General features: G+C 66.9%; 6 protein-coding genes. 1 reads left to right on the forward strand and 5 read right to left on the reverse strand.

Going from position 1 to position 14,893, the window contains the following annotated elements; all coding sequences use genetic code 11:
- Positions 1–130 precede the first annotated feature (130 nt).
- On the forward strand, positions 131–931 hold the full coding sequence (locus CI41S_RS08605; RefSeq protein WP_139481782.1) for an enoyl-CoA hydratase/isomerase family protein: 801 nt from the start codon (positions 131–133) through the stop codon (positions 929–931).
- A gap of 338 nt (positions 932–1,269) precedes the next feature.
- Here CI41S_RS08605 and CI41S_RS08615 read toward each other — a convergent pair whose 3' ends face one another.
- The 5 genes from CI41S_RS08615 to CI41S_RS44935 all read right to left on the reverse strand — a co-directional run bounded on the left by CI41S_RS08615 (position 1,270) and on the right by CI41S_RS44935 (position 14,452).
- The gene (locus CI41S_RS08615; protein ID WP_139858491.1) at positions 1,270–3,384 is read right to left on the reverse strand and encodes an acetate--CoA ligase family protein; all 2,115 of its coding nucleotides are present in this window, start codon (positions 3,382–3,384) and stop codon (positions 1,270–1,272) included.
- A 527-nt stretch (positions 3,385–3,911) separates the two neighbouring features.
- Entirely contained in the window at positions 3,912–4,667 is a 756-nt protein-coding gene (locus CI41S_RS08620) for a VOC family protein (RefSeq protein WP_139858492.1), read from the reverse strand.
- Between the two features lie 3 nt (positions 4,668–4,670).
- Positions 4,671–5,465: an enoyl-CoA hydratase gene (locus CI41S_RS08625; RefSeq protein ID WP_139858493.1), complete on the reverse strand. Its 795-nt coding sequence runs from the start codon at positions 5,463–5,465 to the stop codon at positions 4,671–4,673.
- 148 nt (positions 5,466–5,613) lie between these two features.
- Entirely contained in the window at positions 5,614–6,819 is a 1,206-nt protein-coding gene (locus CI41S_RS08630) for an ABC transporter substrate-binding protein (protein ID WP_139858494.1), read from the reverse strand.
- 145 nt (positions 6,820–6,964) lie between these two features.
- Positions 6,965–14,452 (reverse strand): Ig-like domain-containing protein, encoded by a 7,488-nt coding sequence (locus CI41S_RS44935; RefSeq protein WP_283813064.1) that lies wholly within the window; start codon positions 14,450–14,452, stop codon positions 6,965–6,967.
- Between the last annotated feature and the right edge of the window lie 441 nt (positions 14,453–14,893).

Genomic DNA, 14,893 nt, shown 5'->3' on the forward strand with positions numbered 1-14,893 from the left:
CAGCGCCGGGTGAGGGATTACGGTCCCATGAGAGAGCACAACCCCTCACCCGATTTGCTGGCGCAAATCGACCTCTCCCCTTGGGAGAGGTGACGAGCGCCGAGAGATTGAAGCCTTACGGAGAGAAGACATGACCAAATACACGGATATCGGCGTCGAGACCCACGGCCATGTCGGCCTGATTGAAATCCGCAAGCCGCCGCTGAATTTCTTCGACGTCGCACTGATCAACCAGATCGCCGACGCGCTGGAAGAGTTCGACAACAATATCGAGATCCGCGCCTCGGTGCTGGCCGCGCAAGGCAAGGCGTTCTGCGCCGGCGCCAATTTCGGCGATCCTGCGCGGCAGGAGCAGGAGGAGCGCGCCAAGACCGATCCGGCCTCCAACCTGCCGATCAACCACCTCTACGTCCAGGCGGTGCGCATCTTCCGCAACAAGAAGCCGATCGTCGCGGCGATCCATGGCGCCGCGATCGGCGGCGGCCTCGGCCTTGCCGTCTCAGCCGACTTCCGCGTCGCCTGCCCCGAGGCGCGCTTCTCGGCGAACTTCACAAAGCTCGGCTTCCATCCGGGCTTTGGTCTCACCGCCACGCTGCCCGAGCTGATCGGCAAGAATAACGCCGAGCTGATGTTCTACACCAGCCGCCGCGTCACCGGCGAGGAGGCCTATCGCTGGGGCCTCGCCAACGTGCTGGTGCCGCAGGACCAGGTGCGCGCAGAGGCGATGAAGCTCGCGCAGGAGATCGCCGAATGCTCGCCGCTCGGCCTGATCTCGACCCGCGCCACCATGCGCGCCGGCCTCGCCGACCGCGTCCTCGCCGCCACCAACCACGAGCTGGTCGAGCAGACCAAGCTGCGCGCGACGGAAGATTTCAAGGAAGGCGTCAAGGCCACCGCCGAACGCCGCGTCGCGAATTTCAAGGGGCGGTAAGCCGCAGGCGCCGGCCCCTCAACACGGTCGTCCCTGCGAAGGCCTAGGGCATGCACACATTTCACTCATCACCCAGCCGGTCTTTGCTTAAGGCTACACGGGAGGTGGGAGGGCTCTCTCCCCCCTTGCGGGGGAGAGTTGGAGAGAGGGGTAAGCCACAAACACCGCCCGCGCGGCTTACCCCTCTCCCTAACCTCGAGAGCGAGCTCCGCTCGCCTCGGACCCCGCAAGGGGGGAGGGAACCCATCCGGTGGTGCCTTCCTGACCTGTAAGCCCTCGCACCAGATGTATGCATGCCCTAGGGGCCAGCGCCGGGACGACGGTGGGGAGGGAGCGCGCTAACTCTTCGGCACCACCAGCGCGTCGACGATGGTGACGCCCTGCCCCTCCGGGTGCACCAGCACCGGGTTGACCTCGATCTCCGCGATCTCGTTCGCGTGATCTGCCGCCAGCACCGAAATCTCCGAGATCAGCCGTGACAATGCCGCGACGTCAGCTTTCGGCGCGCCGCGAAAGCCCTGCAGCAATGGCGCGGCCTTCAACGTCTGCAGCATCGTGGTCGCTTCCGCCGCACTCACCGGCGCCGGGCGATAGACCACGTCCTTGAACAGCTCGGTGGTGATGCCGCCGAGGCCGACCATCACCATCGGCCCGAACGTTCTGTCGGTCATCGTGCCGACGATGATCTCGACGCCCTTCTTGGCCATCGGCCCGACCAGCACGCCCTGGATCGCAGCCAGCGGCCGATGCTGCTGCACGCTCTCCAGCATGTCGCGATAGGCGGTGAAGGCCTCGCCCTTGGCCGCGATGTTGACGCGGACGCCGCCGACCTCGCTCTTGTGCGGGATGTCGCGCGACTGGATCTTCAGCACCAGCGGGAAGCCGACGCGCGCGATCGCCGCATCGAGGCCGTCGCGCCCGGTGACCAGCACTTCGTCCGGCAGCGCGATGCCGGCGGCGCGCAGCAGCGCCTTGCTGTCGTGCTCGGACAGCGTCTTCGACGTCAGATGCGCGGAGAGGTCGCGCCCACCGCCGGCCGGCGTCATCACATCGGGCGCCGGTTTGAACCTGGCATAATCCGCCAGCCGCCGCATCGCGACGCCGATATGGGTGAGTCCCGAGAGCACGACGACGCCCGACTTGGCGAGCTCCTGCCGCGCGAATTGCGACGGCAGCGTGTAAGAATAAAACACCACCGGCTTGTGCTGCGCCGCGATCACCGGCTTGAGCTCGGCCTCCTTGAACGGCATCCGCACCTCGCTCGACAGCGACAGCACAACCAGCGTGGCGTCGACTTCGTCCGATGCATCGAACAGCTCGATGCTCTTCTGCAGTCCCCCCGAGGCGACGCCTTGTGCGGTGACGTCGACCGGATTGCCGGCGGCGCCGTAGGACGGCATCCACTGCTTGATCTGCTCCTGTGCCGCGGCCGACAGCTCCGGCACACGCAGGCCCTGCAGCGACACGGTGTCGGCGCCCCAGATGCCGGCGCCGCCGGAGACGGTGAGCACCGCGACGCGGTCGCCCTTCGGCAGCGGATTGCTGGCCAGCACCGCCGCGATCGTCACCGCTTCATCGAGATCGTTGGAGACAATGAAACCGTATTTCGCGAACACCGCGTCATAGGCCGCCGACCAGCCCGCCATGCTCGCGGTGTGCGAGGCGGCGGCGCGCTCGCCGGCGCCGGAGCGGCCGACCTTGGTCACGATCACGGGTTTGCGCAGCTCGGCGGCGCGCCTCGCGGCGGCAAGAAACTTGTCGACGTCGCGGATGCCCTCGATGAACAGCATGATCACGTCGGTCGAGGCATCCTGCACCATGTAGTCGAGGAACTCGCCGGCGCCGAGATCGCTCTCATTGCCCGCGCTGACGACGTAGCTGATGGCGACGCCAAGCGCCTTGGCGCGATGCTTGATGGCAAAACCGATGCCGCCGCTCTGCGCGACGATGCCGATCCGCCGCGTGGTCGCGATCAGCGGGACATGGTCCGGCTTGACGTCGACGGTCGGGCTGAAGGTCGCCGCGACCTTCTGCACCTCGCTATAGAAGCCCTCCGCGTTCGGACCGGAGATGCGCATCCCCGTCCGCTTCGCCAGCGCCACGATCGCATCCTGCATCGCCGCGCTGTCGCCGCCCTCCTCCGCAAATCCCGAAGAGATGATGACGGCGTTCTTGACGCCGGCGTCGGCGCACTGCTGCAGCGCCGCCAGCACCGCGCGGGCGGGAATCACGATCACCGCGAGATCGATCGGCGCGCCGATCTCCGCGACCTGTCTGAAGCATGGCAGGCCGTCGATCTCCGCATAGTTCGGATTGATCGGATAGAGTTTCCCCGGATAGCCGTTCTTGCGCAGCATCGCGAGCAGCCGCCCGGGAATCTTCTCGTGATCGCGCGAGGCGCCGATCAGCGCAATGCTTTCTGGTGCGAAGAAGGAATCGAGCGGATGCGGCATGGGGGATGTTCCATTGTTGTTGTTGTGAGCGACGATATTGGATCGTGGCCGCGCGCTCAATCACTCTCCCGTCATCGTCACGCAAAGGCTCGCCTTTGTCGCTGGAGGTGCGAGCTCTTGCGAGCCTCGAAGGATGCACGGCCACCAGCCGGGGCCGTCGACCCTTCGAGGGCCGCTGAAGAAGCGGCCACCTCCAGCGACAACGGCGAAGCCGTTGCGCGGGGGTGACGGGACTGAGATGCGTAGCCTGACTCCATCCCCGTCATCCCCGCGCAAAGGCTTCGCCTTTGTCGCTGGAGGTGCGAGCCCCTTGGCGAGCCTCGAAGGATGAATCGGCCACCAGCCGGGCCGATTCATCCTTCGAGACGCGCGCAAGAGCGCGCTCCTCAGGATGACGGGGATAGAAAGCGCAAGATCCGTAGCCCGGATGGAGCGCAGCGCAATCCGGGGCGGTCCATCCGCGGAGAATGCGGCCCCGGATTTCGCTTCGCTGCATCCGGGCTACCAACTGCATCCGGGCTACGAACTCACGCCGTCAGGCGGAACGTGACGCCGCAGAGGAAGAATTCGTCACCCGACACCGCGCAGCCGCGCGCTTTCGCGGCGGCGAGCACCTTGGCTTTGTCGACGACCCTGAACGTCAAGCCGCTCATGATCTCGGCCTCGCCCTTGACGAAGCGGAAGGTGCTGTTCGGCAGCTTCACGGTAGCGCCATCTGCTGGCACGCCAAGAATCCGGCCCCAGTGTTCCGCCAGCCCCTGCGGCGCCTCGCTCTGCATCTCGACCTCGGTCAGCGCCAGGGTCGTGTCCTTGCGGATCGACGTCTGCCAGTCCGGGCCGGCCGGCGGATAAGGGCCGAGCACATCGTCGCTGCCGTCGGTGTGGTTGAACTCGATGAAGGCGGCGCGGCAGTCGCGCGGGTGCAGCTGCACGCCGTGATACGGCGCATGCGTGATCACGTTCGCGGTGCGCACACCGATCGCATTGGCGTTGGCGCCGCGCGCATCGGGATCCTCGCAGCAGAAGATCGCCATGTAGCCGCCGCGGCCGCCGGTCTTCTCGATGAAGCGGCCGGCCGCGGTGCCCGGCCCCGGCTCGAACGGCGCGACCACTTCGAGCAGGATGGTATCGACCGGCAGCAGCGCGTTCTCGAGGCCGTATTTGGCAACGTTGCCGTCGCGGTAGCAGACATCGAGGCCCATGATCGCGGAGATGTCGGCGATCACGGGCGCGAGCTGCGGCGCCACCAGGCAGATCTGCCGCAGCCGGATGTAGTCGGCCATGATCTACTGGCCCTGGAAGGTGGGCTTGCGCTTCTCGACGAAGGCCTTGGCCGCTTCCTTGTGGTCGGCGGTCTCGCCGGCGCGGGAGTGGTGGATCGCCTCGCCGTCGAAGCAGGCTTCCAGCGTCATGGTCTCGGCATTGTTGATGTTGCGTTTGATGTAGCCGAGCGCCACCGAGGGCCCCTGCGCCAGCGAGCGCGCCAGCTCCAGCGCCTCGGCCTCGATATCGGCATCGGGCACCACCTTGGAGACCATGCCGAGATTGTAGGCCTCCTGCGCCGACAGCACCGGCGACATCAGGTAGAGCTCGCGCGCCTTGGCGCTGCCGAGCATTTTTGTCAGGAAATAGGTGCCGCCGTAGTCGCCGGAGAAGCCGACTTTTGCAAACGCGGTGGTGATCTTGCAGGACGCGCTGGCGACGCGGAGGTCGCAGGACAGCGCGATCGAGAGCCCGGCGCCGGCCGCGGCGCCGTCGAGCTGCGCCACCACCGGCTTCGGCATCTGGTGCAGGATGCGCGAGACCTCCATGCCGCGGCGCAGATTCGCCATCTTGGTCTCAAACGGCAGCGGCGCGCGGCCTTCCGCCATCGACTTGACGTCGCCGCCGACACAGAAGGTGCCGCCGGCGCCGCGGATCAGCACCGCGCGCACCTCCGGATCGCCCTCGGCACGCCGCGCCGCCTCGATGAGGCCGCGCGTCATGTCCGGATTGAGCGCGTTGCGCCGCTCGGGGCGGTTCATCGTGATGGTGAGCAGGCCCTGCTCGAGGGATTGGAGGACCATCTGACTATCGCTCATGGCGTTTTGCCTTTCGTTGTTGTTGGTTCGCACAAAGACTGCCTCCGCACCGTCATTGCGAGCGAAGCGAAGCAATCCATCTCTCCACTCGCGGAAGCATGGATTGCTTCGTCGCTTCGCTCCTCGCAATGACGACGCGGGAACTGCGTCATTTCTTCACCAGCGGGCAGCGCGAGGCTTCGAGCGACTGGAACGCCTGGTCGCCCGGCACGGTCGCCAGCAGCTTGTAGTCGTCCCAGCGCCCTTTCGACTCCGACGGCTTCTTGACCTCGAACAGATACATGTCGTGCACCATGCGGCCGTCCGCACGAATCCGGCCGTTCTTGGCGAACATGTCGTTGATCGGGGTCTCCTTCATCACCTTCATGACGGCGGCGGAATCCGTGGTGCCGGCGGCCTTCACCGCCTTCAGGTAATGCGTGACGGAGGAATAGACGCCGGCCTGCGCCGAGGTCGGCACCCGCTTGACGCGTTCCATGAAGCGCTTCGAGAACGCGCGGGTGTCGTCGTTGAGATCCCAGTAGAACGCTTCGGCCAGCAGCAGGCCCTGCGCGGTCTCGAGCCCGACGCTGTCGATGTCGGTGACGAAGGCGAGCAACGGCGACAGCTTCTGGCTGCCCTTGGTGAGGCCGAACTCCGCCGCCTGCTTGATCGCGTTGATGGTGTCGCCGCCGGCATTGGCGAGCCCGATCACCTTGGCCTTGGAGGCCTGCGCCTGCAGCAGGAACGACGAAAAATCCGAGGTGTTGATCGGGTGCCGGACGTTGCCGAGCACCTTGCCGCCCGACTTCACCACCACGTTCGAGGTGTCCTTCTCCAGGTCCTGGCCGAAAGCGTAGTCCGCGGTCAGGAAGAACCAGGTGTCGAGGCCGGATTTCACCGCGGCGAGCCCGGTGACGTTGGCCTGCGCGAAGGTGTCGAACACGTAGTGCACGGTGAAGGGGCCGCAGGCTTCGTTGCTGAGGCGGATCGAGCCCGGGCCGTTGAACATGACGATCTTGCCGCGCGCCTTGGCGATCTCGCCGGCGGCAAGCGCGGTGGCGGAGGCCGCGACGTCGAAGATCATCTCGACGCCCTGGTTGTCGAGCATGTCGCGGGCGATGTTGGCGGCGAGATCGGCCTTGTTGAGGTGGTCACCGACCACGACCTCGATCTTGCGCCCCAGCACCTCGCCGCCGAAATCCTCCACCGCCATCTTGGCGGCGGTTTCACTGCCGGAACCGGTAATGTCGGCATAGAGGCTCGACATGTCGAGAATGCCGCCGAGTTTCAGCGGGGGCTTGTCCTGCGCCAGCGCCGCATGCGCCGAGATCGCAAACATGCAGGCCAGTGCACCGGCCACAACTCGTCTCATCCAAAGCCTCCCGTGAAGCACGGACCTCATTCCTTCAGGTCCGTTTCGCGGGCCGGATCATGCCGCATGGCCCGCACCGCAGCAAGCCGCAGTGACCGCCATCGGTTTTTCGTTCTACGGAATGACGCGTTGCGGCGGCGCGGGATCAAACGTGCATATCGACCGGCGGATAAGGTGTTCCCGGCGGCAGGCCGAGATAGAGATACTCGATGCCGTACTGGCCCATGAATGCCGACGCGGCTGCGTCGAGCATGATCTGGCCGCTCTCGTTGAAGTGCAGCTCCGGCCGCGTGATGACGCCGATGGTGAAGGCCGGCGCCGTGGTCTCGTTGATGTGCAGCGCGTCGAACGCCGCCGAGACCGTGGAGAGATCGGCGGCATTGCCGGCGATGTCGTTGACCACCGCACCATTGGCGACAAAGCCGGTGACGGAAAGCGCGGAGACGTGATTGGTCGCCGACACGACGTGATCGAACACGAGTTTCGAGGAATCGCCGAGCAGCGCCGTCGCCGCCGCGTCGTAGATCGCGCTGCCGCCGTCGTTCAATGTCAGCGCCGGCGTGCCGCCGCTGACATTGACCGCCTCGTCGAAGCCGAGCGTCAACTGCACCGTCGATCCGGTCTTCGCGAAACCGCCGGAAGGCGTGGCGCTGATCCCCGCAAGATGCGGCGCCGTGGTGTCGAGCGTGAAGGTCAGGCTCGAGACCGCGCTGACATTGCCGGCAGGATCGACCTCCTGGACCGACACCGTGTGCACACCGTCGGCGAGGCCCGTCGGCACATCGTTCGAGAAGCTCGCCGCGCCGTCGACCCGGTATTGCAGGCTGTCGGCTGAGTCGGACGTAGCGTAGTCGATCAGCGGATTGCTGGTGACGTGGTCGGTGCCGGAGATGCCGCTGTCCTGGTGCAGCGCCAGCGTCGGCGCCGCTGGCGCCTTGGTATCACCGTCGAAGCTGACCGTGTTGCTGGCCGCATTGCTGTTGCCGGCAGCGTCGGTAAACGACGACCCCTTCACCTGCACCGACGCCGACAGCGCATCGGATGCATCGGGCGTGAATGTCGCGGTGTAGATGTCCTCGCCCGCCCCATTGAGGCCGACATGCACCAGCTGGCCGAGCGCGCCGCCATGCACGGTGACGTCGCTGAGCGCGAAGGCGAGATTGCGGTCGGAGAAGGTGAAGGTCAACTGCGCGGTCTGGCCCGCCAGCAGCGAGGTGTGATCCGCCGTCACCAGCACCGTCGGCGCCCGCGTGTCGCCGCCGATGTGAGCGGTGTTGCTGGCCGCGCCGGCATTGCCGGCGGCGTCGGTGTAGCTGGCCGCATCGACCTGCACCGAGCCGGCCTCGCTGTTGCTGGCATCAGGCGTGAACACGGCGCTGTAGACGTCCTGCGCGCCGCTGAGGCCGACATGGGTCAGGCCACTGAGCGTGCCGCCATGAACAATGATGTCGTCGCGGGTGAAGCCGCTGACCGCCTCCGAGAAGGTGAAGGTCACGAGCGAGGTCTGGCCGGCGAGCAGCGTAGTCGGGGTTGCGACCACCGAGGCGGTCGGCGCCAGCGTGTCGCCGCTGAAATTGACCGTGTTGCTGGCGGCGCCGGCATTGCCGGCGACGTCGGTATAGCCTGATAGATCGACCTGCACCGAGCCCGTCTCGGCATTGGTAGCGTCCGGCGTAAAGATCGCGGTGTAGACGTCCTCTGAACCGTTGAAGCCGAGATGGACCAGATGATCGAGCGCGCCGCCATGCACGGTAACATCATCAAACGCAAAATCCGCGACCGCCTCGGAGAAGGTGAAGGTCACCAGCGCGGTGTCGCCGGCCGTCAGCACGGTGTGATCGGCCGTGACAGATACCATCGGCACCAGCGTGTCGCCGTCAACGGTCGCGACATTGCCCACCGTCCCGGCATTGCCGGCCGCGTCGGCATAGCTCGCCGCGTCGACCTGCACCGAACCGGTCTCGGCATTGGCCACATCGGGGATGAAGGTGGCGGTGTAGATGTCCTCGCCCGCGCCATTGAGGCCGACATGGACGAGGTTATCCAGCGTGCCGCCGTGAACGGTGGTGCCGCCGAGGCCGAAGCCGGTGACCGCCTCCGAGAAGGTGAAGGTCACGGTCGAATTCTGTCCGGCCAGCACCGTGCCCGGGTCCATCGTCAGCACGACGCCCGGCGCCAGCGTGTCGCCGCTGAAGCTGACGCTGTTGCTCGCCGCTCCGCCGTTGCCGGCGACGTCGGCATAGACCGATGCGGCAACCTGCACCGAGCCTGCTACCGCGTTGTCGGCATCGGGCGTGAAGGTTGCGGTGTAGACATCCTGACTCGCGCCGTTGACGCCGACATGGGAGAGGTTGCTCAAAATGCCGCCATGGACGGTGATATCGCCAAGCGCGAAGCTCGCGACCGCTTCGGAGAAGGTGAAAGTCACGGTGGCGGTCTGGCCGGCCAGCAGCGCAGTGCGATCGGCGGACACGGCCAGGGTCGGCGCCAGCGTGTCGCCGGAGAAGCTGATGCTGTTGCTGGCGGCGCCGGCATTGCCGGCGTTGTCGGCATAGCTCGACGCGTTGACCTTCACCGAGCCCATTCCGGCGTTGGCTGCGTCGAGCGTGAAGACCGCGGTGTAGATGTCGTTGCCGTCGGCGTTGACGCCGACATGGACGAGATTGCTCAGCCCGCCGCCGCTGACCGTGGCATCGCTCGGGGTAAAGCCGGTGGCTGCTTCGGAGAAGGTGAATGTCACCACCGCGGCGTCGCCGGCATGCAGCGTGGCGTGATCGGCCGTCACCACGACCGTCGGCGCCAGCGTATCGCCGGTAAAGCTGACGGTGTTGCTGGCCGCGCCCGTATTGCCGGCGCTGTCGGCATAGCTCGACGCGTTGACCTGCACCGAACCGGCCTCGGTGTTGGTGACGTCGGGCGTGAAGGTCGCGGTGTAGACGTCCTGGCCAAGGCCGTTGACGCCGACATGGACGAGGTTGCTCAGCCCGCCGCCGCCGACCGTGGTATCGGTGAGGGCAAAGCCGGTGACCGCCTCCGAGAAGGTGAAGGTGACGGTCGCGGCCTGTCCGACCAGCAGCGAGGTCTGGCTCGGGGTCACGGACACCGTCGGGGCCACTCCGTCGATCACCAGATGCAGGTCGGCGGCCGCATGGTCCAGCGTCGCGTCCTGCCCGGCCGGATCCCGGATCGTGCCGCCGTTGAGCGAAAGACTCTGCACCTTGAGATCGGGTGTCTGGTCTCCAGCCTGCACCGTGTAGCTGAACACCAGTGCCTGCGAGCCGCTGCCGCCGACATAGGTCGCGGCCCGGCCGTCGTTGAGCACCAGTTCCGGCGCGCCGGTGACGTTCACCGCGGCGCTGAAATTGACCGTGATGGTCACGACCTTGCCGGTGTTCAGCAGCGTGAGATGACCGGTGGTATCAGCCGTGACCGAGGTGATGTTGATCTCGGACCGCAGTTCGAGATGCGGCGTGGCCGCCCCGTCGGAGGCAAGCACGAGGGAGGCGGCCGAGCCGCCGGCCCCGAAGCTCAGGTTCAACGAGGCGAGCGTGGTGCCGCCACTGCTCTTCACCAGCAGCACACCGTTGACATAGGACAGCGTCGCCGTGGCACTGTAGGCGAGATTGGTGAAATCGATGGTGTCGCCGCCGTTGAAGCCGGTGATCGCAGTGCCGAGCGAGGTGCCGGTGAAGGCCGCGGCGTCGAGCACGAGCTTGCCGTCGGTATTGGCCTTGAAGTCGATCGCGCCGCTGCCTGCCGCACCGTTCGCCGCCAGTTCGAGGATCGAGCCGTCGATGACTGTGCCGCCCGAATAGGTGTTGTGCGCCGCCAGCACCAGGCGGCCGCCGCCGGTGATCTCGACATCGCCCGCCGTCGTGCCGTCCGAGATGACGCCGCTCTGGGTCACCACCTCGCCGGCCGCGACGTTGAAGATCGGGTCGCCGGCGACGGTGATGTTGTGCGTCTGCGTGAAGCCGCCGGTGAACGAGATGCCGGTGCCGTCGCCGAGCTTCAGGATGCTGCTGACGGCGCCGAGATTGACGTTGGCGGAGATCGAGACGAACGTCCCGGCGCCGGAGACGGTGGTGTTGCCGGTGTAGCTGTTGTTGCCGCCGAGCACGACGGTGCCGCCGCCGCTGATCGCAACGCCGCCGGTGCCGGCATTGGCCGCGGTGCCGCCGCTGCCGGTCTGGTCCGCGATGTCGTTGGCAATCGTCAGCGTCTCGCCGCTGCCGGGCGCGAAGCTGAGCGTGTTGTTGCCCTGGATGAAGATGCCGGAGCCGAATGCCGAGCCGCTGGCCTGGCCGCCGCCGTTGCTGCCGCCCCTGACGGCGTTGAAGCCTGCATCGTTCGACAGCGAACCGCTCTTGATGGTCAGCGAGCCGCCTTGCTGAACGAAGACCGTGCCGCCGGCGCCAAGGCCGCCACCGCCACCCGACGTGCCATTACCGCCACCGAAGCCGCCGAGGGCGCTGACGCCACCACCGCCGCCGAAGCCACCATTGCCGGCGTAGCCGCCGCCGCCGCCGAAGCCACCATCGCCGAACGCCCCGCCGCCGCCACCATAGCCGCCATCGCCCCCGTCGGCGGCGTTGCCGCCACCGACACCACCGCCGGTGCCGGGCGCGCGATTATTGTCGCCGTAGAAGCCACCCGCGCCGCCGCCGCCGCCATTGGCGCCGCCCGTTCCGCCATACCAGTAGAGAATCGTCCCGCCCCCGAAAGGGATCAGGTAGCCATCGACTCCCTTGCCTCCGCCCGCGGCACCGGCGACGATGCCGCCCGCACCGTTCTGAAGGGCCGCAGAGTTCGCGCCCTGCGCACCAAGACCGATGCCGCCACCGCTGCTGCTTCCGCCTTTGCCGCCCATTCCGCCACCGCCGCCGAAGCCGTCGATGTTGGAGGCAGACGCGGTACTGCCGGTTCCGCCGTTGCCGCCGATCGCGGCACTGTTGTGAAAGGTGACATTGTCGATCGTGGCACTGCCGTTCGACGAGACGAACAATGCGCCGCCGAGGCCGGCACCACCGCCGCCGCCGCCCTTGACGATGCCGCCGCCGGCCGCCACCGTGTTCTGGATGGTCAGGTTCTCGAGATTGACATTGCCCGCATAGACGAAGAAGCCGCGCTGGGCGTTGAGGCCGTCGATCGTGTAGCCGCCGCCGTGACCATCGCTGCCGTTGATGGTGACGCTCGATCCGCTCAACAGATTGAGCGCGTAGAGCTCCGAGGTCAGGCTGAAGTTGGCGGTTATGTTGATCGTGTAGTTGGCATTCGGCGCGGCGTTCTGACCGCCGGAATCCATCTGCAGGATGGCGGCATTGAGCTGGGCGACGTTGGCGACATTGAACACGCGGGTCGAGACCACCTGCACGATGGTTCCGCCGTTTGCATCCTGCGAAAGCTGGAAGCTGGTCCCGGCGCCGACCCCGGCAAGGGTCAGCGTATCGGTCGTGGTGCCGTTGGAGACCGACAGCGTGTTGCCGGACAGGCTGACCGTGTTGAGCGATGGGGTCTGGGTGTTGTACTGCAGCCCGGTAAGGTCGATGGACTGGCCGGGGTTGAAGTTCGCAATCGTGTTGGTGAACGCATTGCCGCTCAGCGCGGCGTTGTCGATCTTCAGCGTGCCGGCGATGCCCGAGGTGAACGAGATGGTGCCGGTGCCGGCGGCGCCGGCCGCGGTGACCCACACCGTGCCCGACAAAATCGTGGTGTTGCCGTAGCTGTTGGCGGCATGGCCAAGCGCCAGCGTACCGCCGCCGTCGATGCCGAGATTGCCGCCGCCGGTGACGAGAGCAGTGTCGGTGACGGTCACACCGTTCGCGATCGACAGGATCGAGTTGCCGCTGAGCGAGAGCGTGTCGTCGAACGTGCCGCCCGATGTCAGCGACAGATGCGTGCTGCTGAGGCCGAACGTCCCGGTCAGCCCGGCGAGCTGCCCCATCCCGAGTTGCAGCGTGCCGGCACCCGACAGCGTGAAGGTGCCGGAGCCGCTGATCGAGCTGGTAGCCGCGATCGTGCCGGACGATACGTTGAAGGTGCCGCCGCCATTGGTGAGCTGAATGGCGTGCGTGAAGCTATAGCCGCCGGTCGTGGTCAGCGTGCCGCCGCCGTTGAGGATCAGCGCGCCGGCCGAGCCGCCGATATTGTTGTCGGCCGTGATCGAGACGGTATTGCCGCCGTCGATCTGGGTGCCGCCGACATAGCTGCTCGCACCGGTCAGCGTCAGCGTGCCGCCGCCGGTGACGACCAGCTTTCCCGTGGTGCCGCTGCCGCTGATGCCGCGCTCGTCGGCGATCTTGTCGCCGATCGTGAGCGTCGTGACGGTCTGCAGCCCTTCAAAGAGGGTGGAAACGGTGTGCGTCGGCGTGACGACCATCGTGCCCTGGATGAAGATGTCGCCATAGCCGGAGCCGTTGCCGGCGCCGTTGGCGCCGGTGCCGCCGGTCTCGGTGGCACCCATCAGGCTGCCGCCGATCACCGTCAGTTTGCCGCCCTGCTGGACGAAGATGTTGCCGCCGGCGCCTAACCCGCCGCCACCGCCGCCGGCGAGCGAGCCACTGCCGGCGCCAAAGCCGCCGGTGCCGGGCGTGCCGTTCGAACCGCCGCCGCCGCCGCCAAAGCCGCCATTGCCGCCGGTGTGCGCGTAGCCGCTGCCGGTGCCGGAGCCGCCGCCACCGCCGGCGAAACCGCCATTGCCGCCGCCATAAATGCCGCCGCCGCCACCGCCACCAACGCCGCCGGCACCACCGAAGCCGATCAGCGTGCCCGACGGGCCGCCGCCGACCGAGCTGCCACCGCCGATGCCACCACCGCCGCCGCCGACACCACCGGCGCCACCGCCGCCATTCGCACCGCCGGCGGCGTGCGCGCCGAAACCGCTGCCGCCGTAATTGTCGGCGCTCTGTCCGCCGCCTGGGCCGACGACGGTTGCCGGCGTGCCACCCGAGGTCTGCGCGCCGGTGGACGGATGCTGCGAGTCGGAGCCGGCCTCGCTGTAGCCGTTGCCACCATTGCCATGGTCGCCGAAATAGTCGTGACCGCCGAAGCCGCCACCACCACCGCCGCCGCCATTACCGCTGCCGCCGTCGGCGCCGATGCCGCCGCCGCCACCGCCGCCGCCGGCCGGATCGACCACGCCGCCATTGCCGCCGATGGCGCTGTTGCTGCCGAAATTGACGTTGTTCAGCGTGACGTCGGCGTTCTGCCCGACGAACAGGCCGCCACCGAGCCCCGCACCGCCGCCACCGCCACCAACGCCGCCATTGCCGCCGCTGGCAACGGCGTTGATGATGGTGAGGTTCTTGAACGTCACCTTGCCTGATGTGACGACGAAGCCCTGATAGCCGCGCGCGTCGATGACGTCGCTGTAGTCCTGGCCGCCGAGCTGATTGTTGTAGTCGGAGTTGCCGTCGAAGGTCAGCGTCGAGCCGCTCATCAGATTGATGGCCGGCAGATCGTCCAGCAGCTGCAGCGTGCGCGCGCTGCCGGAGGTCGAGAAGTTGATGATGTAGTCGGTGTTCGCGGCCGCCATGCCGCCACCGACGCTGATCGCCTCGATCGCGATGTAGAGTTGGAGATAATCGTGGAGCGGGTCGCTGGTCGTCAGCGTCAGGACAACGGGATTCGCCACGAACAATCCTCGGCAATATGCGAGAGGCAACGAAAGTCCGTCGCCTTTACGAAAAATTAGGAGCTAGTTACGCTGCGCGTCTAAACGCTTGCAAGGACAACGAATTCTCAATCCGCGCACGGATTTCAGAATGGTGAATGCGCGGAAGAACGCAGCCGTTCAGGCGACCGCTGCGCGCGCTGATCGTGCGCGCGATGAGAAGGTTCGCGACGGTGCGCGTAGCCCGGATGCAGCGAAGCGTAATCCGGGGAGATCCATCCGCGGATACAGCGGCCCCGGATTCGCTTCGCTGCATCCGGGCTACGGCTTGCGACACATCACACGGCGAGGTCGCACCCGTTGATCTCGAAGGCCGCCCCGTGCTCATGATGGCGACACACAACGCTGGCCGTGACGAACACATGACGCGCACGCGCGACAGAGCATCGCTTCGCAGCCCGA

Source organism: Bradyrhizobium ivorense (assembly GCF_900696085.1).
Lineage (GTDB): Bacteria > Pseudomonadota > Alphaproteobacteria > Rhizobiales > Xanthobacteraceae > Bradyrhizobium > Bradyrhizobium ivorense.

What these genes read in the sequence shown, in the direction of transcription:
- CI41S_RS08605 (WP_139481782.1), top strand. Translation starts at nt 131, where the DNA reads ATGACCAAATACACGGATATCGGCGTCGAGACCCACGGCCATGTCGGC.
- CI41S_RS08615 (WP_139858491.1), bottom strand. Translation starts at nt 3,384, where the DNA reads ATGCCGCATCCGCTCGATTCCTTCTTCGCACCAGAAAGCATTGCGCTG.
- CI41S_RS08620 (WP_139858492.1), bottom strand. Translation starts at nt 4,667, where the DNA reads ATGGCCGACTACATCCGGCTGCGGCAGATCTGCCTGGTGGCGCCGCAG.
- CI41S_RS08625 (WP_139858493.1), bottom strand. Translation starts at nt 5,465, where the DNA reads ATGAGCGATAGTCAGATGGTCCTCCAATCCCTCGAGCAGGGCCTGCTC.
- CI41S_RS08630 (WP_139858494.1), bottom strand. Translation starts at nt 6,819, where the DNA reads ATGAGACGAGTTGTGGCCGGTGCACTGGCCTGCATGTTTGCGATCTCG.